Here is a 26187-nt window from a genome sequence, read left to right on the forward strand (position 1 = left end):
ATACTATGTTATTCAGTCGTGAGTATAACTTATTAGATGTGATTCGTTACAACTATGGGCTATCCAATCCTCAAAAAACTCTACTTGAGGAATTAACGAAAAACCAAAACCAATTACCTACTAAAGTAAAAAAACTTGAATTACCATTCTATTTTGTTATGGGTAAATATGATTATAACACTTCTTCTAATGCAGCAAAAAAATACTTTGATATGATTGAAGCTGATAAAAAAGAATTTATTGCCTTTGAACAATCAGCTCATTATCCACAATTTGAAGAGAAGGAAAAATTTTATGAATGGATGTGCGATACGTTTGTGAAATAAAAATAAATAGAGTTTTTTTCTTACTTTGAAAGAGAGATTGTGAAGAATTGTACTTAAGCTAATGGGGGCTTTACTTAAAGATGGGATTCCACAGAGATCCCATCTTTTTCTTATTCAACTCCCATGAAAGAACGAAATAATCTTTCATTCTCTGTGGTGTATCGCTGGTTTTTGCCCTACATGGATGGCTAACGGGGCAGTTTAGTTCAATTAGACATTGGTTTAAATGGAGACCAAAAGAAAGAAGGTATTCTGTTTAATCAATAAATGTTATGACTTAAAGGCAGACCTATGCGTTTGCCAATTTTTTTTATCTTTTTGTAACGAAATATACATTACTTAGTCTTATTTAAGAAAGGAGGTAGAAATGTGACAGAGTTTGAAAGTATATACAATCAATATTTCCAAGATGTTTACTCATTTATATTATCGTTAAGTCGCAATGAAAAGATTGCTGAAGAAATCACGCAAGAAACATTTTTCAAGGCTTTAAAAAGCATTGATAAATTCAATGGTACTTGCAAAGTTAACGTATGGCTTTGTCAAATAGCAAAAAACACATACTTTACCTATCTCGACAAACAAAAACGGTACGACACAAAAGAGATACCAGAAATTAGCGAGAATAGTGTTGAAGAAGTTTTACTAAAAAAAGAAGAGATTTTCCGTTTACATAAGGTCTTGAATCGTATAGAAGAGCCCTATAAAGAAGTATTTAGACTAAGAGTATTTGGAGAACTCTCCTATAAACAAATAAGTGAGCTTTTTAAGAGGACTGAAAGTTGGGCAAGGGTCACATTTCATCGGGCAAAAGGTAAAATTCAAGAATTGCTAAAGGAGGAATAGAAATGAGTAAGTTATCGTGTGAAATAATTAGAGATATACTTCCGTTGTATTATGACAATGTATGTAGTGATGATAGTAAAAGTTTGGTGGAAGAACACCTTGATCATTGTCAAAGTTGCAAACTCGAATTAGACAGATTAAAAGTTGACTTTGAAATACCGAAAGAAGAAATTGAAACAATTAGAAATGATAGTAATGTTATAAAAAATATTTCTTCTTTATGGAAACGCTCAAAAATAAAATCCTTCGCTACAGGTGTTATCATCTCTTTGGTTTTGGTTTTACTTATCTCTTTCGGGTATAATCGTTTATTTCATTTGAACACAGTTAACGTTCCAACAAATGTGATGGAGATATCGCAAGTAAGTCAATTGTCGGACGGTAAAATTGTTTTTCACTTTGAAGTAACTGATGGTTATGCATTAAATGAAACAATACACGATATGGATAAAAATGGAAACTTTTATATAACTCCTGTACGACCAGTAATTAAGAAAAAAGCGCAACCACCATATGGGATGGCGAATGATTATTACTTTATAGATATTGAACAAGAAGAATTGCATCGTGATAGTGCGGAGATAAAGGCGATATATATCGGAACTCCAAAAGAAAATATTTTGGTATGGAAGGACGGGATGGATTTACCTAAAGCAAGTAAAGAAATAGAAAATATGTTTCACTTTGAATAAAGATATGACAGTCTTCTTCTTCAACTAACGGGGTGCTTAAGTTAAAGAAGATAGCCAAACGTGAAGCAACAATCTTTGAGAAAACAGCCTTAATTTTTTAATAATTAATTAAAAACTATTGGAGGCATTGATAAAATGAATTTTCCGGATTTTAAAAACTATCTTTTGACAATAAGCGAAATAATTTATTTTGATAGCAATGAGTATCTTCGCGAAAAAACTACTAATCCTTTTAGATTAAAAGAAATGATAGACATTGCTGAAAATTTACTAGCGAATATAATTAATGAAGATGAGAAATATTTTCTAAAGGGAACGCTGGGGAATTTATATAGAATTTACGGGGAACCACAAAAAGCTGTTAAAATTTTAACTGAATGCTTTAATTTTGCTAGCAATCAGAATAACAGCAATCGAGAAATCGTATCATTAATACGTCTTGGAGAGGCAATAAAATATAATGGTAATCCAATGAAAGCATTAGGGATCTTCAACGAAGTTTTGGATAAATGTAAGGCAAATAATAATTTGGCATATTTGGACTTTGCCATACAACATAAAGGCAAGTGTTTGTTAGAATTAGGGGAAATTGCTGAGGCGGAAAAATGCTTTAAGGAAGCATTAAAGTTAAGGGAACTTAAAGGTGATGTATCACTTATTGAATCGACCCAACAAGCATTAAATTTTATAAAGAAATTGAAATGCTAATGAATAATCATAAAAAATTTTCGTAGGTGATGGGTGGTTTAAAAGTCACTTAGGTTATTGATTATTGGTATTTTTATGTAAAATAATTCGACAGATTTAAAGACATGATTCTTATCAGTGCATTTAAATCAGTAAAATTTGAATAAAGAATACAAAAACTTGTAGCAAGCAGAGACCATCATATATGATGGTCTTTTTTTTATCAAACGATAATTTTGTAAGCGTATACACTTTTCGCATAGTTTTTTTCTCTTAACTATTGAATTGCTAGTGAAAACAATGTATAGTGAAGTGATTTGTCTGACGTCTGACTAACTACATATTTTCAGTTTTAAGATCTATAGCTGTTATTCAAGTTTCAATAATGGAACATAATGAGTGAAAGGATTTGTAGTTTCGGATATCGAACGCGCAAAAATTATCAATATATTTATGGAGGAACTCATGAGATACTTAATATCCTTTTGTGGATTGTTACTTGTTTTTGGTTTAGCTCTGTTAATGAGTAAAAACAAAAAAGAAATAAAATATAAAAACATAATTATTATGCTAATCATCCAATTTGTATTTGCAGCTATACTGCTAAATACAAAGGTTGGTTATGTTCTAATCAAAGGATTTACGAAAGTATTTGATCATTTATTGTCTTACGCAAGTACGGGCATAACTTTTGTTTTTGGTGGTTTAGCAAATGAAGGGGAGTATTCCTTCTTCCTAAATGTGTTATTACCTATTGTTTTTATATCTGTATTGATAGGGATCCTACAGCATTTTAAAATTCTTCCTCTCATCATGAAAGGGATAGGTTTACTTTTAAGTAAAGTAAGTGGTATGGGGAAATTGGAATCCTATAATGCTGTTGCTTCTGCAATGGTAGGCCAATCTGAAGTATTCATTACTGTTAAAAAACAATTAGATAAGATTAGTCCACAGCGAATGTATACATTATGCGCATCAGCAATGTCGACTGTTTCTATGTCAGTTGTTGGAGCATATATGACGATGATTGAACCAAAATATGTTGTAACGGCGATTGTCTTGAACTTGTTTGGCGGTTTTATTATTGTTTCAATCATTAATCCGTATACAGTAGAAGCAAGCGAAGATATTTTAAAGATAGATGAACAAAAGCAATCGTTCTTCCAAATGCTTGGAGAATATATCATGGATGGATTTAAAGTAGCCATCATTGTTGGCGCTATGCTGATCGGTTTCGTAGCATTAATGGATTTAATCAATTCACTATTTGATATGATTTTCGGTATATCCTTCCAAGATATTTTAGGTTATATCTTTGCACCAATTGCTTTCTTAATGGGGGTACCTTGGGCAGATGCTATAACTGCTGGTGGAATTATGGCAACAAAATTAGTAACGAATGAATTTGTTGCAATGATAAGCCTTGGAGAAGTAGCTAAGTCTATGAGTGCGCATACACTGGCTATTATTTCAGTCTTTCTTGTATCCTTTGCAAACTTTTCATCTATCGGTATTATTGCCGGAGCAGTAAAAGGTTTGAATGAAAAGCAAGGGAATGTAGTTGCTCGTTTTGGCTTAAAGTTGTTGTATGGAGCTACACTTGTTAGTATCTTAACGGCTACAATTGTTGGTTTGGTTATTTAATTTATAAAAAAGAAGCAGTTGACTGCACTCTATCTATTGGAGTGCAGTTTTTTTATGATTAAAATTCGTACACAGACACTTTTACATTAGTACATATAAAAAAGCCACTTTATTTAAGTGACTTAAAAAACGACAAAGACCACCTTGATTAAGATAGTTTTTTTGTTGAAGTATTGGTTGTACCTTTTCTAACAAAATGAATAAAGATGAGTAGCATTAGTTGAAATAGTACAACAAATAAAAATACAATACCCAAAATAATAAATGAGACCATTCTAACTTCAGGAGTTTGCACTACCCCTGCATAATCAACTTCTCTTACTCCAATAAATATGGCCCCAGCAGCAAAAATGAATAGCCATACAATGTTTAAAGCCCACCATATTTTCATACTCAAAAATAAACACCTTCCTCTATTCGTAATTGTATATGGTTCACCACCATAACTTAGGTTTGATCTCCTTTTGGGCGAGGTATCCAATGTGCCACTTTGGGGAAACAGGATGTTGGTCACGAAGGAGTCACCCAGTCGGAACGTAGATCAATGAGCATTCTAAAAGAAATATGCTCTTTCATAAATGTCAACCCGACTTCTGGTGATGAATCTTAATGCTTCGATTAATGTTTTTTAATTGTAACACTTTTCCTTTTTACTGGAAACAAACTTTAGGCGGTGCCACTTCTCAGCCTTAAGACTGATTAAATGAACAAAAAGTACACAACCAATATTTGTTATCTTTTTTAAACTTTTGGGAAGTAATAACGTAACATAGACATTAATGAAAACGTGGAAGACTTAGATGATACAGGAAGAAAGAAAAAAGGAGTTAATATAAGGGTAATAGTGGTTCACTGAACAAATTGAATTAAGGAAACGCTATTTAGAACTGGAGTTGCAAGGTGAAATAGGTACGTATGTGTAACGGTAGCGTACCCACAAGCTTCATTCAAAGCGAAGGCAAGCAGGGGACACAGGAAACACATAGGGCGCATATCAATCCTCCCTGACATAAACAACATTTCTCCATTCAAAAAAGCGCCAGTTAACCGTAGTTAACTAACGCCTTTTCATTATTGTTAAGAAGGTTTTATTTCTTTTCCTTCTTTATCTTTGAATTTGCCGACAATAATCATAATTAAATCGATCAATGCCCAGATACCTAGTCCGCCAAAAGTTATAATCATTAAAATACCAGTACCAATTTTACCTACGTAGAAGCGATGTATTCCTAGGCCACCTAAAAAGAAACATAGTAAAATCATTACTATATAGTTTTTTTCAGAAGTTTGTTGTTGCATTTTTATCAATCACCTTTCTTTTATGTAGTAATAATTAACTACATTTCCATTCAAAAGTCTATCATTCTTTTATGTTTTTCTCTACTTGAAATAAGTGCCAACCATAGTTAACCAATGTGTTATTCATTGCTGTTTATTTGGTAGATTTTATAACCTTTTTTATCGGTGAATTTGCCGATAAAAATCATAAAAAAATGATTTATACCCAGATACCCAAGCCTCTTAAAATTACAATCATTAATATAAAGAACGGAGAATTAAATAAAGGGTGGTTAAGCAATGGGTCCAAGTGCGTACGCTGAAAAGAAGATATTAAGAAAGAAATCCTTGAATTCTTTAGTAAAAACTATAATACAATAGATGTAAAATTTTCTAGTAGCCCTTCTCGGCCTTACTGTACTTTGCATGTGGAGCCTTTAGAGATTATAGCGAAGCATTTTAATTAAAAAACAAAATAATGTCACCGTAAAAAGTTATGGAATGAGTTAGAAGAACTAATTAAACGTTGAACGTATCCAGATATTGCGTGAGCGTTAACGGATTCTCTGAATAGATAAAATAATACTTGCAAGAAAGAGTGTTTATAAACAAAATTTGGTATTATTTTACCTCTTTTATGGTAATATGATGTTAATAAAATGTGTTAGGAGCTTTAGATGAATAACTATATTGGTATTAGGGTTACGCATAAGAAAATTTTTTACACAATTGCAATTGAAGGTAAATATTTTAACGATGTAATAATTGTTCCTCAAAAATTGGAGACACCAAGACAACTATCTTATATTCGTACTGTTTTACAATCAATAATTACCGAACAGGGAGTTACGGTAGCTGGATTAAGATTATGTGAGTCTATTGCTAGTGCGAAGACAGAACGAATTTATATAGAAGGGGTAATTCAGGAGTTTTTTGCAAATAGTTCAATTGAAAAATATTCTATTTTCCGTTTGCGAAACATGGCGAAGAGAAATGGTATATCTTTAGGTGAAATACAAGAGTATATCAAAGGGGAAAATCCTCCTGAAAACATAGAAGGTTGGGAAAAATTCAGTAAGGAACATAGAGAAAGCTTTCTTGTTGCTCAAGCATTGATGAAGGATGAGGGTATATTATGAAGGTGACATTGAATCGTAATGTAATAGAAGTTAATGTTAACGTAGAGGTAATTAAACAAATCGGTGCTGATGAGGGTTTAAACTCAGAGGTTTATTTAGTTCGAGACCGACAGCTCGAAGAATTTATGGTTTTAAAAAAGATATCTAAAGAATCTTTGATAGGACAAAGTATAAGTGATTTCTTTTTAGAAGCCCAAATGCTAAATGAATGTAATCATCCAAATGTTATGCCTATCCGTTATGCTGGGGAAACTAGTGAATATATAAGCATCACAATGCCGTTTTATTCGAAAGGCTCCTTAGCTAGTGTTACAGAAGGCAAACTTCTAAATGTGCAAAAAATAATAGAGTATTCATTGGATTTTTTGAATGGACTGCTCTTTATACATATAAAAGGATTGCTCCATTTAGATATTAAACCTACTAACATTATGTTAAATGATTCAGATCGTGGAGTTATTACAGATTTTGGTTTAGCTAAATATCTTGATGATAGTGGTTTTGCTGTTCAAAAACGTCAATATGTGAGGCATAGATCTCCTCAGACTTTCGAGACGATTGAACGAACTGTATTAGATGACATATACCAAGTAGGCTTAACTTTATATAGATTATGTAACGGTGATGACAATTTTCACAGTCAATATGAAAGTTTGGTTGAATCGGGTCAGAATCCCAAGGATTTTATCAGTAAAGCTCTTTTCCCAAATAGAACAGAATATTTACCGCACATACCAAAAAAACTAAGAAGCATTATTAATAAAACTTTAGAAGTAGATACTGCAAAAAGATATCAAAGTATGTTGGATTTAATTAATGATGTTTCGAAAATTGAAGATTTTATTATTTGGGATGTAGAGATTGAGGTAAACAAATATACTTGGTCTTATGTGAATGGTAAAATGAAATATGAAGTTACTTTGTTTATAGAAGAAGGCAGATGTCATAGTACAGGCTTTAAAATAAATCAAGAAACAGGAAACAAAACCAAGTTTAATAAATATAATAAAACATATACTAGCAAGACAGAAGCTTTTAAAGAGTTAACAAAATCACTGAGCAATATTGAAGCATAGGAGGGGTAATTATGAATTTCAAGGAATGCAAATCGTTATCTAGGAACTGGCAATCAAATCCATACCGAGAAAGTTCCTTGATTTCAAGATTGTCGCTTAAAGGGGCCGTTGATCTCAAAGAAAACTACTATGTAAAAAAAATTAATGATTCGTATGATGAAGTATTGCCTATAGATGAAGGAAAAAAATTCAGTGAGATTTAAATTCTAAGATCATTATACGCTTGAATCAACTTAAACGTTTGTAGACAAAGTCGTAATTGGATTTTGTCTTTTTTTCTTATGCAATGTGCAAGACCAATATACATCATATTTTAGAACGTGTTATTTTAAATTTTTGCACATGCTACCAAAATTGCATAAAAAAATCACCCTCCCATAATGGGGGGGTGATTCTCTCAAAAGCCTTGTGGCTGTATGATTAAATTAAAAAGCCGCGTATGCCGTAGTTATTATAGAAAGTTTTAAACCACCACTCCTCAAAGTGGGTGTTCGCAGAAGCTTTCCTGCTTATCCTCATGCACCTTAGTGTGAGGCCCGTCATTCCAACTCCAATAATAAAACTCCCTTTTACAGCTTAAAGGTTAAAACTTAATATTATACGAACAATGCAGCCTTTAAGGATATAATAAGGCATGTTAAACAAACTTGCAAGTAAGATGGTTTGTACAAAAAAGTCAATGGGCGAGTGTCCCAAATCATGAATATCCAGAATGAAATATCTCCAAAAGCATAAAACAGATTCAAATATTTTTCACAAATACGAACGAAAAATGCGAACATCCTTTACTTAATAGGGCGAAGTATGTAAAGATAAGAGAATATATAGGGTTTACCTTCATTCAGTAGAAGGCTACACATCTCAACAGGTGGTGAGATGAATGCAGTTTTGATTACCTTTCAGTGGGTATCCAAATCCCTACTGAATGAAGATAAAGCCTCCGGCGGATGTCATGGATTTTCAAAGGAATGAATTGTGCGGGCACAATTCAAAATCCAGACGCAATTACGCCAAGGCGAAATTGATCTAGGAGCAAAAAAGTAAAAGGAGGAAGCGGAAATGGCAGCTTATCCAAATTGTCCAAAATGTAATTCTGAATACACATATGAGGATGGAACAAACTTTGTATGTCCAGAATGTGCGCATGAGTGGAGCACTGATGTAACGGAGCAGGAGACAGATACGTTAATCGTAAAGGATGCTCATGGCAATCTACTTGCAGACGGTGATTCCGTTACAGTTATTAAGGATTTAAAGGTTAAGGGTAGTTCTTCAACGCTAAAAATTGGGACAAAGGTGAAAAGCATTCGTCTCGTTGAAGGCGATCACAATATTGATTGTAAAATCGATGGCTTTGGTGCAATGAAATTAAAGTCAGAGTTCGTTAAAAAAGCATAATTACTGAAAAAAAGAGTCGTGTAATGAGGCGTCCCAATCTCGGAAATGATGTTGGGTGGCTATTCAAAACTGACTCTTTTTTTATTTTTGGATAAAAGGAAGTTGCCTCAATATATTGAGGCAACTTCTTTCTGCTGGTGTAACATTATTTTGTAAACCTACGAAATAGAATAGCAAAGGCAGAACCGAATAGTGCAAAAATAGTATGTAAAATGGCTATGAAGCTAGCTCCAATCAACAGTGTCCCAATTTCTGTTAAGGAGTAGTGGGTGACGTAGAGAGAATTATTGATATTGTTAACAATAGCCCATACGAAAACAGGTATAAAGCTGATAGCAAAAACAATCCAAATATTTCTGTAAAAGAAATAAGTAAGACAGCCGAAAATCGCGTAAGATATAGCAAAGCTTGTTTGATTGCCAAGTAAGGAAGAGTTAATGGCAAACATAAAGGATAGTACGATAAAAACAAGGTGGAAAAACGTGATCGTTCTTTTCATTAATAAATGATAGCCCAGTGATTGCTTTGAAGTAGCGAGCTGCTGACAATGCTCACAAGTAGCTAAATGTTGTTCGACGAATTCGACAGTAGTTGCTTGGAGCGCTTGTTTTTTATACAAAGGCCATAAATCCTCTACAATTGAACATTCCTGTGACAAAAGCTTCCCTCCAATCGATCTCCTTCCATTATACGACTTTTTAACTTCTTTCAGCAGATGAATGCGGGTTTAAGTTAATTTTCAGCGGGTGTCCAAACATCTGTACCTGTCGCTACGCTTTCGGTACAAAAAGCATCCGCTGAAAGAAGTTAATGCCTCCGGCGGATGTCACGGAATCGAAAAGGAGTTCACATAGGATGTTAGCCTAAAATCATCGCATCCATGCGATAACGGCTAACTGACCTGCATCACGCAGGCCTAGGCACAAAGCCGATTCCAGACGCAATTATGCCAAGGCATAATTGATGAAAATAAAAAAAGCCTTCCGTGAGTTAATTCGTTCGGAAAACTTACATGCACCTTATTAATTTGATGTTAATACTTCATTGGTCAAAGCTTGAATATCAATATGTGTTTTTTCCTTCACAGCATCCTTCAGAATCTCAGTACGGAAATAGTGAACCGACGCTTCAAGAGGAATAGTTAAAATCTTGGAAAGGGCTGATTGATACATATGCACAAATTCTTTATCTGTGTTTCCACGTTTTAACTCAGCAAAGGCTTCGTAGAATTGGTCAAGCTTATCAGCAAACTCGAGTAGAAGACCTTCTATAGTTTTATCCTTACCTTCTTTCATGCGCTCAAAGAAGACAGCCTGAAACTCTTGTGGGATCTCATCAATAATAAATTTCTCCATCATTTTTTCTTCCACATGTGCAAGCATTTGTTTAAGCTCTGGGCTCGCGTGCTTTACTGGAGTTTTAATATCACCGATAAATACTTCAGCAAAGTCGTGGTTAATGGTTTTTTCATATAATGATTTCCAATTGATCGTAGCTCCGTTCATTTCTTCAAGTGTGGCAAAGAACATCGCATACTGCGATACCTTCCAAGAGTGAGCAGCCACATTGTGCTCTTCAAATTTGAAGCGTCCAGGGCAACGAATAATACGCTCTAGATCATTAAGACTTGTAAAAAAATGATGAATTCCTATAAAAATCACTCCTTTTTGGTCTATATGTGCATGTTACTATAATCCATACCCTCTTTGTGCAAATTTCAAACAACTTAACAATGATTCATTTTGCGTTTACAAAGGATTCACAATTGACGATAAAGCACGCTTATGTTGGTGCTATAATGAGGAAAATTGATTAAAAGGGAGTATGCACCGTGATTTCAATTTATACACTTCTTCTTTACATACATATTTTAAGTGCCATTCTTTCGATTGGGCCTTTGTTCGTTGTTTTAACAATTGTTAAGAAAATGCGTACAGCATCCCATATTGAAATGTCACCATATATTGAAGCTTTTAAAGGAGCAATTACGATCGTCAAGCATTCGGGGCATGTCCTTGTTGCATCCGGTATTTTATTAATGTGGCATGCGGGTTATCATTGGAGCACCTCGTGGATTGTTCTTACATTTCTTGTGATGTTAGCTTCCATTGTTTTTTTAGCAAGAGCGTTCAAACCGACTCTACAGACATTTAATACACCTGCCTATGACCAGCAAAAATTCGCTTCATTGTTACATCGCAAAGCATGGATGTACATTTTGTTATTGCTAATTATGTTATGGCTAATGGTAGCAAAGCCTGTGCTTTGGTAAGAAGTATTTGTCTTATGAAAAAAATCGCACTCCACAAAGGGTGCGATTTTTTTCATTATAGACTAAGCAAGCGTTTGAAATAGCTTTTGCGAATAAAAATATAACTAACGAAGAACAGGGCAAAGAAGCATAAAGAGCTCATCATAGAGACTTGTAAAAATGCTGCTGAAACCATTGTTCGCATGGCAAATAATGTAGCGAATAACATCGTAATGGCTATCGCGAATGGTACAAATATAAGGATTGCCAACTCTTTAGAAACAACAGTGAATAACTCTTTTTTAGATAGCCCGAGTTTTCTTATGCCTGCATACTTTTCTTTTTCCTGAAGAAGTGTCGTTTGTAAATAGAAGTAGAGGATACTCATAGCTGCACTTAAGAAAATCAAGCTCAACATAGAGCCGATAAAGAACATAACACTTTTTGTGAACATCTCTGCGTCATACAATTCGATTTTTGAAGTTACATAACGTTCCTCATATATATGTGGGAAATTCTTAATAATCTTTTTCGCCAACTCTGTATGTGCCGTCCAATTGTCTAGCTCAAATAAATAGGCTTTGTAGACAGGATATTTGATGCTGTTATAAACTTTATCAGGCACAATAAAATACGTTTTCTGGAAACCTGTTGTTAATAGATTTTTTTCATTTACAGATATAAGCTTAAAGTGCTGTAGATATGTGTCATCACTTACATTAGTAATTGGCAAAGTTTTACGATTACCAGCAACTGCTATAAATTCATTTGTACCTAAGCTTTCTTTTTCAGTGTGTAACAAATTATAATCAGAAACTGACATATAACCAATTCTACGTTCTTCATTCGATTTAAATTCAATAAAAAATTTATGTGAATCCACTGTGGATAATTGTTTTTCAATACTTTCGATATCAGCTTCTACCATACTTGGATCAGCCTTAGGCGTGGCAATATACTGAACACTGTATGGATAATTCTCTTCGCTATCTTTTTTAACATTGTAGTAAGAGCTAAATAAAATGCTTGTACTTAAAAACACACCGCTTAACAAGAGAGTGATTAAAAATAGTATATTTGCGTGTGATTTCATTTTTGCATTCAGATTGGAAGCCAGTAGCATATTCGTTTGTTTCATATAGGCTGACGATCTCTCAAAAGCCTTTAGGAGGAAGCGCATTCCTTGTGAGATGATTAAATAAATTGTACAAAGAACACTCACGAAAAAAGCTACATAGAAAAGACTACCGACAATGTCATGATCTCTTTTTAAAAAACAACCTAAACCAATGGAAATCATAATACTAATGAATAATAAAAGATAATGTGGTTTTATTGACTTTTCGATGACAACATCACTTTTTAATAGTTGAATGGAAGCTTCTTTATTAATAAATCTTGTCATTACTTTTGAAATAACAACGAATAATACAAGGAATAAAGCAATCGTTAGCATGATTGCCTTCATAGGGAAATACATACCGAAAGTTTCTGCGTTTAAAACAACTTTGGCGCCCATTAAGAAGAGTGGCGAAATGACAAGCCCAAGAATGATTGCTGTAATAATCGCCAATACACCGATAAGAATATTTTCACGAAAAACGAGCGTACGAATTTGTTTCATGGATGCACCAGTAATCATAAAAATACCTAGTGTTTTTGTTTTCTTCTTTAAAAAGGCCATGATGGAATAGGCGATATAAATAAATGAAAACAAATAGATGAGCAAACTCGCTAACATTAATGCAAGGCCAAGTGTTGAGTCTGGATCTAAACTTGTAAGACTTGGATGAAATACAATAACCGTAAACAGAAAGAAAATAATAATAGAAAACATACTGCTAAGGAAATACGAAACATAGGTCCATTTATCACGTAAAATATTTTGGATAACGATATGATTAAAGCTCATGTTGTCCACCACCTAAAAAAGCAAGTGTGTCCATGATTTCCTGGTAAAATTGTTTACGATTATGACCACGATGAATTTCGTTATATAATTTACCATCCTTAATGAATATAATACGATTTGCGAAGCTTGCTACATAAGGATCATGTGTCACCATTAAAATGGAAGTTTTCAGTTCTGTATGAATAGAACTAAATAAATTCATGACATCATTTACTGCTTTTGAATCGAGATTTCCTGTAGGTTCATCTGCCAACAGTAAACTCGGTTCATGAATAACCGCACGAGCAATAGCTACACGTTGTTTTTGCCCACCGGAAATTTCATAAATTCGTTTTGAAAGAAGCTCTTCAATTCCTAGAAATTGAGAGACATGTTTAAGTCGTTGCTGCATTTTATCGGCAGGTAAACTATCTAAGGTTAACGGTAATAAAATATTTTCTTTCACCGTTAATGTGTGTACAAGATTAAAATCTTGAAAAACAAAGCCTAATTCTGAGCGACGGAACTTTGCAAGCTCTTCATCATCTAATGAATATGGATTTCTGCCATTTATAAGAATTTCACCAACAGTAGGGCGATCGATAGTTGACACGCTATTTAAAAATGTAGTTTTCCCACTTCCAGAAGGCCCCATAACGGCTACGAATTCATTCTCACCAAGTTGAAAATCTATGCCATTCAATGCTTTATATGTGATTTTCCCGATATATTCTTTTTGCAGATTGGTCACTTGTAGGATTGAGTTTCCCATCTTTCAACAACTCCCTTACTTCGATTGAATAGCTTAAGTATAAAGAAGGAGTAGCATTTTACCTATTTGGTTAAATGACGTCAATATGACAAAGTTGTCATATTACGAGCTTACAATGATGATTTTTTCACGCTATTTGAAAAATCTATAGAAAAGGTAGTGACGCACTCATGGGACTGTAAAGTAAAAGGGTGCTCTAATTCAGTTAAAATCTTTTTCACTAAATACAAGCCTATACCTGTTGCCTCACCGCTCGTTCTACCTTTCATACCTGTATAAAACAAATCAAAGACACGTGAAATTTCATTCTCAGGAATCGTATCTCCGTAGTTTTGAATGCGTAAAGTAGCTTCGTCATAAATAATTTGAATAGAACTTTCGGACTCACCGTATTTAATGGCGTTATTGATGATTTGATACAGCACAATTTTTAACCATTTTCGATCTGAATAAATAATAGTATTTTCAACAAGCGTCACTTTTGGAAAAACTTCTTTGGCAATGAAATAATCCTTTAAATCGTTCACAACTTCCTTAATAAGATCTTTTAATGAGAGTGCTTCTATTTTTAAATCCGCCACAAGATTGGACGTACGTTCATAAGTTAGTAACTGATTAAGGGTAAACGTCAGCTTATCGCATTCTTGATTAATTATTTGCAAATGCTCGGATTGGCTATTTGCATTCGATTGGATCATCAGTTGAATAACCGACAATGGCGTTTTCATTTGATGGGCAAAATGTGAAAGTACAAGTTGCTTTTCTTTTCCTTGCTCCTCTAAATGTTGTTGCTGTGTTAAGTATAAATATTGCATTTGCCGTAGTTTTTGGCTATAGGCTTGCTCAATCATAGCCTGTGGTTCATACAGATGGAGGTCATCGTTTGTTAATGTGCTGTTCTGTAAATGAACATAGAGCTTTTTTCTGCGATAATAACGTCCGATCAACCAAATGGTAAATAGGAAGCTAACGAGAAAGATAAAATAAAGATAGTGTGAAGATAAATCATCTAATGAATGAATGATCCAAGGTAATAATAGAAAGCTTACACAATAAAGAATGATGACACTTACATGATCTCGAAAGAACAGCTTCATTCTTCTGCCTCCACTAATTGATAACCAAGTCCACGAATTGTTTTAATTTCTAGTCTAGATTGGATAGCCTCGAATTTTTTGCGTAATCGACCAATATTAACAGATAAAGTGTTTTCTTCAACGAAGGATTCATCATCCCAAATGGCACTTAACAATTTTTGACGAGGAACAACATTAGGATAAGCTTCAAATAGTAATTTGCTAAGCTGCATTTCTTTTAACGTTAAAAGGCTCTCGTGTTTCTCGGTGTAAAGGCGAACTGTATTGGAATTTAACGTTGTATTAGTAATTGATATTGAATTAGATTCGGAGGAAGCATATTCTCCGTATGTACGGCGAATAAGCCCATTCACTTTTGCCATAAATACATCTAGTGAGAAGGGCTTAGTGATAAAATCATCCGCACCATTTTCAATCCCATGCACTTGATCGATATCATTCACACGAGCAGATACAATGATAATCGGGCAGTTGGATAGCTGACGGATTTTGCGCGACCAAAAGTATCCATCATAGGTTGGTAGGTTAATGTCCATAATAACGAGATGAGGTTGAATAGCTTGAAATTCTTCTACTACATGATTAAATTGTTGAACGGTATAGCATTCAAATTGATATTTTGATAAATGCTCCACAATAATTTTTGAAATATTGATATCGTCCTCTATTATGTATATTTTGTACATAGTATCGACCTTTCTTTATAGACTATTACTAAAAAATGGGTATTTTGTTAAAATATACGAAGGTATATTGGTTGATTGGAGTGGAGACTGGGCGACTCCTTGGGGATTAGCGTCACAGATGAGACCCTGGAGCGAGCGCGGCGAGTGAAGCGGCTCATCGGACGCCCCCAGGAAGCTTTGCTCTGCGCGAAAGCGAAGCGGCAGCAACAAAGCGCTCAGTCGGAACGGAAATCAACCCTACGTTATGGTGAGCAGCCTTCTTTATTTATATATTTTTAATGTACCCTGATTTTTAGAAATCCATTAATATTATTCATTGAATACAATAATTGTAACTTGAAACTATAAAAAAGAGCCACCACAAACCCTATTGGGAAGGTGATGACCTCTTTCATTTATTTTTTAGGAATATGGAAGGTGACAGTTGTTCCTTCATTTAATGTGCTTTTAATTTGTAACCTCTGTCCGTAAATCCTTTTAAGACGTAAATCTGTATTACGTAGACCTACGCCAGTGTTTGGCGAATTACTACTGGATTGTAGTTCATCTAATATACTTGGATCAATCCCAACGCCATCATCTACAACACTTACTGCTACATGATCCTGAAAATCCTTTATACGGATACAAACCGTACCGCCTTCTTCCTGTTTCAATACTCCATGACAAATTGCATTTTCGATTAAAGTTTGTAAGGAGATAGGGGGAATTTCAATATTAATATTGTCATCTAAATCCCATTCAATGTTTAGTAAGTTCCCAAAACGCTGCTGATTAATATAGAGATATGAGCGTACTAGTTCTAACTCATCCTTAAGTGGCACTACCCGCTGTAAATTCCTCACATCAAAGCTTGCATGTAGATACTCACCAAAATGATGCATTAAGTCAACCATTCGATCTGTATCGATTGTACTTAGTGATGCAATTGAATTTAATGTATTAAATAAAAAATGAGGCTGTATTTGGGCCTGAAGCCAAGCTGTTTCCAAATGCAGTCGTTGATTGATACTATATTTTAAATCGATTAAGGCTCTGCTCCTTACCTTTAACTCTAATGAATTAATAGGCTTCGTAACATAGTCATTTGCACCATGGGCGAAACCAGTATAGACATCCTCGGAATAACTACGAGCTGTTAGTAATAAGACAGGCAATTCAAGTAATGAGTAGTGTTCTCGAATACTTTCAATTAACGCATAGCCAGATATATATGGTAGCATCGCATCGATAATGACTAAATCCCAATCGTCTTGCTGTAGCACTTCTAATGCCTTTTCACTGCAAGTAACTGTAGTAACAGCATATTCTGGTGTTGCAAATAAACTTCGCATAATTGTTAAGTTTACCGGATCATCGTCGACCATTAAAATTTTAAATTGCTTTTCCATTGTCGGCGGGGAAATATGTTCTTCAATAGGAATATGTATGTCTTCTTCCTCTATATAGGATTGCTCCTCATTAAAGTCTCCTTCTGCTAATGGCAAAGTGAAATAGACATCTGATCCTTTGTTAGGAATAGAATGTATTCGCAAAGTTCCACCATGTAATTCGATGAGCTTCTTTGAAATTAATAAACCGAGACCAATTCCATCATTGTTGTCATTGCCTTGTTCGTAAGGGGAAAATAGACGACTTTGGATATCATCATCCATTCCTAACCCGGTGTCACGAATGTGGATGACAGCCATATTATTTTCTATATGGGCACTGATTTTTATAGATCCTGCACTCGTATATTTAATGGCGTTGTGTAGGAGATTAAAAAGAATTTGAATCAATCGATTTTCATCAACCATTACATTAGGGAATGCCCTAGGAATCGTTGAATTCATTTGAATCTGTTTTCCGCCTATTACAAAGCGTAACATGTCAAAAACACCATAAACTATACTTTGGATGCTAACGTTCTTTTTATGGAGATGTAAATTACCTTCCTTTAAACGAGTAAAATCTAGTATGTCATTTAACGTAAAGGACATGCTTCTCCCGATATCAATTAAATGCTTCAGGTTGTGTTTATCATCAGTCATAAGCTTATTGTTTGGATTATCATAAATGGACTGTCCTAATGTAATCATTTTATTCGTGGGATCCCACAGCTTTTGTGAGCTACTGGATAAAAATTCATCCTTTAATGCATCATCCTTTTGTAATTTAGCAATCAATTGATTAATTTGCTCTTTATTTTCAAAAAAGCGTTTAAACCAATAACCCGAAAAACCGAGCATGACAAATAAATAATCGAACGGATACATGGGTATATCAAAAACATAGATGGATTTGATATACGCCCATATGATGCCATTCATTGCACCAAGGGCCGTCAATGCAATAAAAGCAGTGCTCTGTTTTTGATCTTCAAGATACTCTCTTAAAGCGAGTACTACTACAAATAAAAATGAAACGACATAAAGTATAAAGTAAAAAGGATTTATTGCGAATAACCAATCAATCGGTAAGACGACAGTGAAAAATGCTGAAAGGAAATAGAAAGCACAGAGCCACTGAAAGCATTTAGCATTATGATATGTGACTAGTAAAACACGCATAAATTGGATAAAGAAAAAAGAAGACCCGAGATAAATGATAGTAGATAGCTTAAATGACCATACATAATCGAGATGTAACCAAGTGATAATAGATTGGTCATATGAAATTAATTCATCTGCTAAAGGCAAAAGAAAACCTACTGTGAACAGTAAAACAATTGGCTTTGGATTAATAAAAAAGAACACAAGGGTGCTAAAAAGTGCGAACAATATGAGCGTTATCGAAATTGTTGCAAGAGATAGATCGTTAATCATTTGGTGATGTGCCATAGCAGAAGCAGAGCCAAATAAAACTCTTTTATCAATGTTGGAACTTACTGATGTATCAAAATTAGATACATGTAAAATTAAGTCAATTTCAGGTTGCTTATTTGTAAAGTAAAGAGTATAAGGAGCGGCTTGACCTTTATGACTATGTGAATCAGTAGCTACTTTCCCTGATTGTTCAACCAACTTCCCATTAATATATAATGCTGAAGCAGTCGACACTGCAGGAATCCGAACGGCATAACGATGATCTTCGGGAGCATCGTGATTGAGTAAGATTTTTAAACGGTATGTACCATATCGTTGTATCGTTGTCTTTGAATCTCGCATGGGAACCGTTCGGGTAGTTTGTTCAAATGATTGGGTATTGATGTTTAAGGGATCTATTAATGATCCGGGATAATAGAGCCATTCACCATCTAAGTTAAGAACTTCTTCGTCGGATAACTGCTGATCCCGTATATCAAATATACCTTCCTGGGCAATCGGTTGATTACTTGAAGGGAGAAAGTATGCTAGCCAAAGTAAACGAAGGGTAGTAAGCAATATGAAAATTAAAAAAATGAAAAGTGAATGTCGTATAGTCGCTTTTTTCAACAGTGACATAAGAACCTCCAAAATTTCTTCTTGTAATCAATTATGCCTCGGCATAATTGCGTCCGGAATCGGCTTTGTGCTTAGGCCTGCAGATGTTTTTTGTGCGAAAGCGTAGTGCTAACGTAGCGGCAGCAACGTGTCTTTGTCTGTGCGAAAGCGAAGCGACAGCAACACAGCACTGATGCAGGTCAGTTAGCCTTTATCGCATGGATGCGATGATTTTAGGCTAACATCCTTTATTAACTCATTTCCGATTCTGTGACATCCGCCGGAGGCTTTAATTTCTGTAGCTGACGCTGCGCTTTCGCTACAGAAAACATCTGTACCTGTCGCTGCGCTTTCGGTCAAAAGACATCTGCTGAAAGAAGTTAAAAGCACTATATTTACCATGCCATGAAATTTAGAAAATGGAAATAAGAAATTTTTAAAAGTGTTACTTTCAGACTAATCAGAAAGGATAGGGGAGCTGATTTTCGCTACAGGCTACAGGCTACTTGTTTCCCTGAGGGCGTAGCGTGAGATTTGATACCCCTTTTTACTGTGCAGTCAAGTACATATTTTGAGGGAGAGTCATTAGTTTAAGTTTTTTTTAAGAGGCGTGACGTATGATGAAGGAATAAATAATTTGTGAGTTAAAGCGTATTAAAATTTAACAAAAAATCATCTCAATGGGAGAAATGATCTATTGTGGGAAAATTCAAGTTAAAGTTATCGTTTGTTATTGTTAGTATGACGGTAATTGTTGTACTTGCGACTGCTAGTATTAGTATTTGGAGTAGCTATCGAAATTTTAACGACATTCTTATGCAAAATAAGATTGCCATGCAGGAAAATTATGTGAAGGAAGTTTCAGTAATCACGGAGAGATACGTACAAAAAAAACAGATGGAACCAAATCAAGATAAGTCGATTGAACCTTATATGGTGCAAGTGGTTGACAAGTTACTTGATGAAAGAGTTGTTTCATTTAGTGCGTTCATAAAAAGTATAATCGTTTCTTTACTATTATGGTTAGTTGCAGTACTTGTGGTAGCTGTATGGCTTGCTTTCAAAATTGCACGACCTTTAAAAAAGCTTTCTACTAGCGTGGAGAGAGAAGAAGTACAGAAGCTTGAAGAAATGGATGACTGGTATTACGAAGCACATTCATTAAAAAAAGTAGTACAAAACATGGTCATAAGTTCGGAAAGCGAAATATTTGATTTAACGAGTCAACTGAATTTAGACTCCTTAACGGGAATTCCTAACCGTAGAAGGATGGATCAAATTTTAAATGAGCTAATCGTCAATACAGTGCCACATACAGTAGTGTTAATAGATCTAGATGACTTTAAAAGTATAAATGATACATATGGACATACTGTAGGGGATGAAGTTTTAAAAGCTTTCGCAAATCATATGCAGAAGGCCATTGAGCAACAGGGTATGTGTTTTCGATATGGTGGGGAAGAGTTTATGGTTATATTACCATCCACGACAATAGATGTAGCATTAGAATTGGCGGAGAATGTACGCATTAAGCAGGCCTTGTTAGATACGGCATGTGGAAGGCCAGTGACAATGTCTGCCGGCATTACAGCATTTACAGCAAATATTAAGACTGCTAATCAGATCATTACAATGGCAGATAAGGCATTATATAAGGCGAAACAGTCAGGAAAGAATTGTATCTGTGTCGTCGAAGAATTATCTGGAGAATTAATCAAATGAATATCAGCCAAACTCAAATAATAAATTTTTTCTTTTACAATTAATATTAAATAAAGGTCTGTTGATTCGAATGAATACCGTAAATGATATTTGCAAAACGCATGTTAGTATATAAGTCGGAACGGAAATCAACCCCACGCTATGGTGGTAAGACAGTTGATTTTCATTACTGGTGAAATGAATACGAGATAAGAGACCATCGAGAGTTATCTTCTCGATGGTCTCTTAGTTTCCGACAGATATAGCGTTAAATAGCTCAGTCGTTTCTTGCTCTGGTAAAATACCGAGATCTGCTAACAAGGTACTTTTAAAGGTATTGTAAACCTTCACTGCACTTGCTCGATTATCCACTTCTATATAGTGCTTTATTAGCTGCTGTATGGTTTTATCGGAATATGGATTATGGTCTATTGTTAAAAGTAAAATTTGCTCTCGTTTCTTAACATCATGAATTTCTGTATAATGCTCTACTAAATCATGAAGTAAAAGAGTAAATTTGTTGTTCATAAAATTTGCTTTACTAGTAATCCAGGGATAATCTAAGGTGGCCATATACTCACCTTGGTAGCTTTGTATTAGTGCCTCAGCCCTCTCTACATCAATCTTTCCAGTCTCTGCTTTAGCATTTAAAATATGCTCTAAGTCATGGACATCACATTGAAAATCCTCTATTTGCAAAATATAACAGCCATTTGCATACTGTATGACTTCTAAATAGCCCAAAGTTGAAAGCGTAGTACGTAGATAGGAAACTGTTGTATGTAACTGTACCCTCGCTTTTTTTAATTCCGTATCTGCCCATAAAGCATCGATGATTGTATCACGAGGGACTTGGCTATTTAGGTTGGAAAAAAGAAAGGCAAATAATTCTTTTGTTTTAAGCGTTCTCCAATGGACGGCTTTGTTATTGTATAAAACAACGAATCCTCCAAAGCATTGTATTGCAAGAGCGGGTTTATTTCGTATTTGTATAGGAGTTGATTTATTTTCTAGGTGAAGGAGTTCTTGGATTCTGTTAATAGTTGTCTCTAGACGAGCTTTTGAAATAGGTTTTAGTAAATAGTCTATGGAGTGAATTTCAAATGCTTGAACAGCATAGTCCCGATACGCAGTGACAAATACAATAAAAATATTCTTGTTCCATTCTTTTAATAGCTGTGCAATCTCTAATCCGTTCATGCCGGGCATTTCAACATCTAAAAATGCTACTTGAAAATCCAAGCTCGGTCCCTCTGCCAGCAAATCTTTTACAGTTGTAAAAGATTTAATGACCTCTATTGAATTAAATTCTTTTAACTTCTTCTCCATATTTATAAGAGCTAATGGCTCATCATCCATTACTATCACTCGAATCAAAAAGGGCACCAACTTTCAAATATTAATTTTAACTTCTCTCAGCAAATGTTTTCTGTAGCGAGAGCAAAGCGACAGCTACAATTATGCCGAGGAATAATTGATATGTAGTGAAGTAGGTTAAATCGAAATATCAATAACTGACCCCTTATGTGGATGTATAGCCACTTGTTGCTGTGGCAGATCTTTTAATAAATTGATAGCAGCTGCAGTATTTAGATTGAGCGCATTTTGCATAACACTCATTTGTACAGTTTGTTGTAGCTCCATAATCTGAGAAGACATTATTGTATTAACTTCCACCCTACATTCCTCCTTTACCATATTATCGGATAAAAGCACTGATTTTCCAACATATAAAAATTGCAAATAGTTTTGCAGTAGTTTTACCTTAAAATTGTTCAATTTACCAAAAATATAATCGATATTGTATATTTTTCCTCCTTTATAGTAATAATTCGTAATATCAGGTCCGTTGTCCTGAGTTATTAATTGCATTCTCTAGTATTGCTTGCATAAAAGAACCTAACTCTAGTGTGCTAGCAGCAGATTGCAAAGTATTAAAATATGGAGGTTATAAAATATGAAAAAACAAGCTTTAGCTTTAGCTGGAACATTAATCTTGGGATTAGGTTTATTTGCTAGTCCATCATTTGCTAAGGACAAAATCTCTTTTTGGCCATTCGATACATTGTGGGGAGTCTCGAAAATTTACAATTTATCTTTAGGAGATTATGAGCCACTGAATGAGACAGACTCGACATGGTTTTATCCAGAGCAAGATTTAAATGTAGTCGAGCCGAAATTTGATAGTGATCAACATTTCGTTGAGGCCGGGGATACATTATTTACAATTGCGCGCGTAAATGGAGTGTCAGTGCAAGAATTAAAGGAATGGAATGACCTTCCATCCGATCTAATTTATGTAGGTGAATCATTAGCTATCAAAGCATCAGCGGCAAAACCTAAAACTGCCGAAAGCAAAACTACAAAAGTGGCAACGACATCAAGTAAAAAGAAAGTAACGACATCGAGCACAAAAACAAATACAGTGAGTGCTCCAACAAATACAGGCAAAACGTTAACTATGCGAGCAACTGCCTATACAGCGTATTGTGAAGGATGTTCGGGGATTACAGCTAATGGAACAGATATCAGATCGAATCCAAACTTAAAGGTAATTGCTGTAGATCCGCGTGTAATTCCTCTTGGTACAAGAGTTTGGGTTGAAGGTTACGGAGAAGCAATTGCAGCAGATACTGGCGGAGCGATAAAAGGTAATAAAATTGACGTATTTATTCCTACCGAGGGACAAGCTCGTCAGTGGGGCGTCAAAAGTGTAACTGTAAAAATTTTAAATTAATGTAAGTGGAAGGGTGTCTCCTTAGGTTGGAGATATCCTTTTATTTTGCATTGTTTTTAAGAATCAACATTGATTAAAAGCCAAGTGTACAAAGTTTACTCTGTAACCAACAATTCACAAAATTCTCAGTGGAATTGCATAAGTGGAAGGATTGTTGGCAACCATCTGAAATAGAGGAGGTATTTTCATGAAAAAAATGAGCTTAATAATTATTTCTTTATTAGTATTTGTCGGTGGTTGTAGTTTCTTTGAAAAGAAGGAGCAAAAAGTGGCAGTTAACGCAAGTTCAGGACCAACTGCAACTGCGAAAGTAATTGGTAAAAATAATGAAAGCTACGGCAATGCATATTTTGAGGAAGAGGATAATGGGGTTAAGGTGACACTCGCACTATCAGGATTGCCAGCCGGAAAACATGGCATTCATATTCACTCCGTTGGGAAGTGTGAACCACCAACATTTGAATCGGCAGGTCCTCATTTTAATCCAACGAGTAAAGAGCATGGGAAGGATAATCCTAAGGGATATCATTTAGGAGATCTTCCGAATTTAGAGGTTGGAGAAGATGGTAAAGTTGATCTGAATTTCTTAGCTGAAGGGTTAACTTTAGAAAAAGATGCTGCTAACTCATTGTTACGTGATGGAGGCACTACATTAATCATTCATGAATCTGAGGATGATTATAAAACAGATCCTTCTGGTAATTCTGGTGCTAGAATTGCTTGTGGCATTATTCAATAAGGAAATTGAATCGACTGTATCTGGAGTAAAACACTTTAGATACAGTATTTTTGTTTTGGGGGTAAAAATCGACAACAAATGATTAATTTCCTGAAATCAACCACTTTGGTCTATGGAAAAAATAACTCGTCATCATAACGTAGGGTTGATTTCCGTTCCGGCTGGGCGCTTTGTTGTTGCTGTCGCTTCGCTTTCGCACAGACAAAACAGTTGTTGCTGTCGCTTCGCTTTCGCACAGACAAAACAGTTGTTGCTGTCGCTTCGCTTTCGCACAAAAAACATCTGCTTCGCTGCGGGGTCTCGGGCCAACACGATGTTGGTCACGAAGGCGTTATCACAGGATGTGATGGTTTTAGCCTTCGTTCCTCTATTGCTAATCCCTAAGGAGTCGCCCAGCCTCCACTAAACTTATATACATAACATACATTTTTATAAAAGATAAAAATAAAATATGCATTTTTCATACATGTAGAAACTAAAAATGTTTTCTTGAAAAAAAGAATTTGATAGCTTAATGTAGATAAATTTAGTGTGAAGGAGATATTGATAAACGTTGGGAATAATGAGTATTTAAGAGAAATAGCATAATTATAAAAGACTGAATTTACAATAAATAGATTGACATTATTATACTATATTTGATAATTTTAAATAGATTCTTATTTTTAACCAAAGGGGGAAGGTTACTATGAAGAAAAAACAATTCAGGTTATTAATGCTATTAAGTGCCTTTACGCTATTGATTTTGGCTGCGTGTGGGTCTGATAGCGGAACAGGTTCAAAGGACTCGAATAAAGGAGATTCGGCGTCGTCTGAAAAGTCATCATCCGACATTAACTTTTTGAACTTATTAACAGGGGGAACGCAAGGTACTTACTATGCACTAGGTGGAACGTTTGCTGATTTTATTTCTAAAGAAACGGGCATTAAAACAACTGCTGAAGTATCTCAAGCATCTGCTGCCAACATGACGGCTTTGCAAGATGGTAAAGGTGAAATTGCATTTGTACAATCAGATATTGCTTATTACGCTACTGAAGGAAAATTTATGTTTGATGGCAAAAAAATCGATTCAATTGCTGCTTTAGGTGCACTTTATCCAGAAACAGTACAATTAGTAACGACTGAAGCATCAGGCATTAAATCATACGCTGATTTAAAAGGGAAAAAGGTTTCTGTAGGTGCGCCAGGTTCTGGAACTTACGCAAATGCTGAACAATTACTTGAAATTCATGGTCTAAAAATGGATGATATCAAAGCACAAAACCTTGACTTTGGTGAGTCTACTGACGGCCTTCAATCTGGCCAAATCGATGCAGCGTTTATCACTGCAGGTACACCAACTAGTGCAGTAGAGGCATTAAACGCGACAACTAAAGTGAATATTATCGGTATGGATGCTGGTAAAGCAGATGAGTTAATTGCTAAATATCCTTACTATGCAAAAGATACAGTAACAAAAGGTACGTATGGTATTGCAAATGATACTGAAACAGTTTCAGTACTGGCGATGCTAGCTGTTAAAAAAGATCTTCCAGAAGATGTTGTTTATTCGATGACGAAAGCTATTTATGATAACACAGGTAAAATTTCTCACGCTAAAGGGGCATTTATCAAAGCGAAGACAGGTTTAGACGGTATTAGTATTGATGTTCACCCAGGTGCTCAAAAATACTTTGATGAAAAGAAATAACGGAACATTCGGGTTTGGATTTTATCAAACTATAGCTTATAGCGAGTAAAAAGTTATTTTCTTAATACGAAGAGGCTCGGATTGCGTAAAGCTTCGAGTCTCTTTTCTTCCGTTAAGTCTACGTCGTTAG

Annotated in this window: 24 protein-coding genes, 1 other RNA gene and 1 pseudogene; 14 read left to right on the forward strand and 12 right to left on the reverse strand. The window is 34.9% G+C overall.

What is annotated here, in order from left to right; all coding sequences use genetic code 11:
- The 5 genes and pseudogenes from ACMZ42_RS22575 to ACMZ42_RS22595 form a co-directional block, all read left to right on the forward strand.
- A pseudogene (locus ACMZ42_RS22575) lies at positions 1-326 on the forward strand (alpha/beta hydrolase); the annotation flags it as partial.
- Between the two features lie 369 nt (positions 327-695).
- Positions 696-1172, forward strand: a complete 477-nt coding sequence (locus ACMZ42_RS22580) for an RNA polymerase sigma factor (protein WP_415732854.1) — start codon at positions 696-698, stop codon at positions 1170-1172.
- 2 nt (positions 1173-1174) lie between these two features.
- Positions 1175-1864, forward strand: a complete 690-nt coding sequence (locus ACMZ42_RS22585; protein WP_415732855.1) for a zf-HC2 domain-containing protein — start codon at positions 1175-1177, stop codon at positions 1862-1864.
- Positions 1865-1999: 135 nt separating this feature from the next.
- Positions 2000-2572 carry a hypothetical protein gene (locus ACMZ42_RS22590; protein ID WP_415732856.1) on the forward strand — a complete coding sequence of 191 codons (573 nt, stop codon included), beginning with the start codon at positions 2000-2002 and terminating at the stop codon, positions 2570-2572.
- A 444-nt stretch (positions 2573-3016) separates the two neighbouring features.
- Complete coding sequence (locus ACMZ42_RS22595; RefSeq protein ID WP_370082861.1) at positions 3017-4195, forward strand: NupC/NupG family nucleoside CNT transporter; 1179 nt, start codon at positions 3017-3019, stop codon at positions 4193-4195.
- A gap of 148 nt (positions 4196-4343) precedes the next feature.
- On the opposite strand, the gene ACMZ42_RS22600 is transcribed toward ACMZ42_RS22595, so the two are convergent.
- Together ACMZ42_RS22600 and ACMZ42_RS22605 are read right to left on the reverse strand one after the other, a co-directional pair.
- Positions 4344-4586, reverse strand: coding sequence for a DUF3923 family protein (locus tag ACMZ42_RS22600; protein WP_402871168.1), 243 nt, complete (start codon positions 4584-4586; stop codon positions 4344-4346).
- Between the two features lie 686 nt (positions 4587-5272).
- Entirely contained in the window at positions 5273-5494 is a 222-nt protein-coding gene (locus ACMZ42_RS22605; RefSeq protein WP_132363744.1) for a TM2 domain-containing protein, read from the reverse strand.
- Between the two features lie 656 nt (positions 5495-6150).
- Between ACMZ42_RS22605 and ACMZ42_RS22610 the strand changes: the two genes are divergently transcribed.
- The 3 genes from ACMZ42_RS22610 to ACMZ42_RS22620 are packed head-to-tail and all read left to right on the forward strand — an operon-like array spanning position 6151 to position 7891.
- Complete coding sequence (locus tag ACMZ42_RS22610; RefSeq protein ID WP_415732857.1) at positions 6151-6612, forward strand: hypothetical protein; 462 nt, start codon at positions 6151-6153, stop codon at positions 6610-6612.
- Entirely contained in the window at positions 6609-7688 is a 1080-nt protein-coding gene (locus ACMZ42_RS22615; RefSeq protein WP_415732858.1) for a serine/threonine-protein kinase, read from the forward strand. Before ACMZ42_RS22610 ends, ACMZ42_RS22615 begins: the two co-directional genes overlap by 4 nt.
- An 11-nt stretch (positions 7689-7699) precedes the next feature.
- Positions 7700-7891 (forward strand): hypothetical protein, encoded by a 192-nt coding sequence (locus ACMZ42_RS22620; RefSeq protein WP_415732859.1) that lies wholly within the window; start codon positions 7700-7702, stop codon positions 7889-7891.
- A gap of 223 nt (positions 7892-8114) precedes the next feature.
- Here ACMZ42_RS22620 and ssrS read toward each other — a convergent pair.
- Positions 8115-8307, reverse strand: a non-coding RNA gene (ssrS, locus tag ACMZ42_RS22625) — 6S RNA.
- A gap of 440 nt (positions 8308-8747) precedes the next feature.
- On the opposite strand from ssrS, the gene ACMZ42_RS22630 reads away from it, so the two are divergent.
- Positions 8748-9086, forward strand: a complete 339-nt coding sequence (locus ACMZ42_RS22630) for a zinc ribbon domain-containing protein YjdM (protein ID WP_415732860.1) — start codon at positions 8748-8750, stop codon at positions 9084-9086.
- Positions 9087-9231: 145 nt separating this feature from the next.
- On the opposite strand, the gene ACMZ42_RS22635 is transcribed toward ACMZ42_RS22630, so the two are convergent.
- Both ACMZ42_RS22635 and ACMZ42_RS22640 read right to left on the reverse strand, forming a co-directional pair.
- Positions 9232-9744 (reverse strand): zf-HC2 domain-containing protein, encoded by a 513-nt coding sequence (locus ACMZ42_RS22635; protein ID WP_415732861.1) that lies wholly within the window; start codon positions 9742-9744, stop codon positions 9232-9234.
- A 364-nt stretch (positions 9745-10108) separates the two neighbouring features.
- The gene (locus ACMZ42_RS22640) at positions 10109-10747 is read right to left on the reverse strand and encodes a YfbR-like 5'-deoxynucleotidase (RefSeq protein ID WP_415732862.1); all 639 of its coding nucleotides are present in this window, start codon (positions 10745-10747) and stop codon (positions 10109-10111) included.
- Positions 10748-10917: 170 nt separating this feature from the next.
- On the opposite strand from ACMZ42_RS22640, the gene ACMZ42_RS22645 reads away from it, so the two are divergent.
- Entirely contained in the window at positions 10918-11358 is a 441-nt protein-coding gene (locus ACMZ42_RS22645; protein WP_415732863.1) for a hypothetical protein, read from the forward strand.
- 55 nt (positions 11359-11413) lie between these two features.
- Here the strand turns inward: ACMZ42_RS22645 and ACMZ42_RS22650 are convergent, their stop codons facing one another.
- From ACMZ42_RS22650 to ACMZ42_RS22670, 5 genes are all read right to left on the reverse strand, one after another.
- Positions 11414-13249 (reverse strand): FtsX-like permease family protein, encoded by a 1836-nt coding sequence (locus ACMZ42_RS22650; protein ID WP_415732864.1) that lies wholly within the window; start codon positions 13247-13249, stop codon positions 11414-11416.
- A complete protein-coding gene (locus ACMZ42_RS22655; protein WP_415732865.1) occupies positions 13239-14000 on the reverse strand; it encodes an ABC transporter ATP-binding protein in 762 nt (253 codons plus the stop codon). The genes ACMZ42_RS22650 and ACMZ42_RS22655 overlap by 11 nt, the downstream gene beginning before the upstream one ends.
- Before the next feature lie 110 nt (positions 14001-14110).
- A complete protein-coding gene (locus ACMZ42_RS22660; protein ID WP_415732866.1) occupies positions 14111-15097 on the reverse strand; it encodes a sensor histidine kinase in 987 nt (328 codons plus the stop codon).
- Positions 15094-15783: a response regulator gene (locus tag ACMZ42_RS22665; protein WP_415732867.1), complete on the reverse strand. Its 690-nt coding sequence runs from the start codon at positions 15781-15783 to the stop codon at positions 15094-15096. Before ACMZ42_RS22665 ends, ACMZ42_RS22660 begins: the two co-directional genes overlap by 4 nt.
- Before the next feature lie 395 nt (positions 15784-16178).
- Positions 16179-19208 (reverse strand): ATP-binding protein, encoded by a 3030-nt coding sequence (locus ACMZ42_RS22670; protein ID WP_415732868.1) that lies wholly within the window; start codon positions 19206-19208, stop codon positions 16179-16181.
- Positions 19209-19886: 678 nt separating this feature from the next.
- Here ACMZ42_RS22670 and ACMZ42_RS22675 point away from each other — a divergent pair.
- The gene (locus tag ACMZ42_RS22675; RefSeq protein WP_415732869.1) at positions 19887-20909 is read left to right on the forward strand and encodes a GGDEF domain-containing protein; all 1023 of its coding nucleotides are present in this window, start codon (positions 19887-19889) and stop codon (positions 20907-20909) included.
- A 225-nt stretch (positions 20910-21134) separates the two neighbouring features.
- On the opposite strand, the gene ACMZ42_RS22680 is transcribed toward ACMZ42_RS22675, so the two are convergent.
- A complete protein-coding gene (locus tag ACMZ42_RS22680) occupies positions 21135-22256 on the reverse strand; it encodes a response regulator (protein ID WP_415732888.1) in 1122 nt (373 codons plus the stop codon).
- Between the two features lie 126 nt (positions 22257-22382).
- The gene (locus ACMZ42_RS22685; RefSeq protein ID WP_370082887.1) at positions 22383-22565 is read right to left on the reverse strand and encodes a putative motility protein; all 183 of its coding nucleotides are present in this window, start codon (positions 22563-22565) and stop codon (positions 22383-22385) included.
- 280 nt (positions 22566-22845) lie between these two features.
- Here ACMZ42_RS22685 and ACMZ42_RS22690 point away from each other — a divergent pair, with 280 nt between their 5' ends.
- The 3 genes from ACMZ42_RS22690 (at position 22846) to ACMZ42_RS22700 (ending at position 26057) form a co-directional block, all read left to right on the forward strand.
- On the forward strand, positions 22846-23625 hold the full coding sequence (locus ACMZ42_RS22690) for a 3D domain-containing protein (RefSeq protein ID WP_415732870.1): 780 nt from the start codon (positions 22846-22848) through the stop codon (positions 23623-23625).
- Between the two features lie 187 nt (positions 23626-23812).
- Positions 23813-24364, forward strand: a complete 552-nt coding sequence (locus ACMZ42_RS22695; RefSeq protein WP_370082891.1) for a superoxide dismutase family protein — start codon at positions 23813-23815, stop codon at positions 24362-24364.
- Positions 24365-25052: 688 nt separating this feature from the next.
- On the forward strand, positions 25053-26057 hold the full coding sequence (locus ACMZ42_RS22700) for a TAXI family TRAP transporter solute-binding subunit (RefSeq protein WP_415732871.1): 1005 nt from the start codon (positions 25053-25055) through the stop codon (positions 26055-26057).
- Positions 26058-26187 lie beyond the last annotated feature (130 nt).

Source organism: Lysinibacillus sp. NPDC056185, assembly GCF_047737915.1.
GTDB lineage: Bacteria > Bacillota > Bacilli > Bacillales_A > Planococcaceae > Lysinibacillus.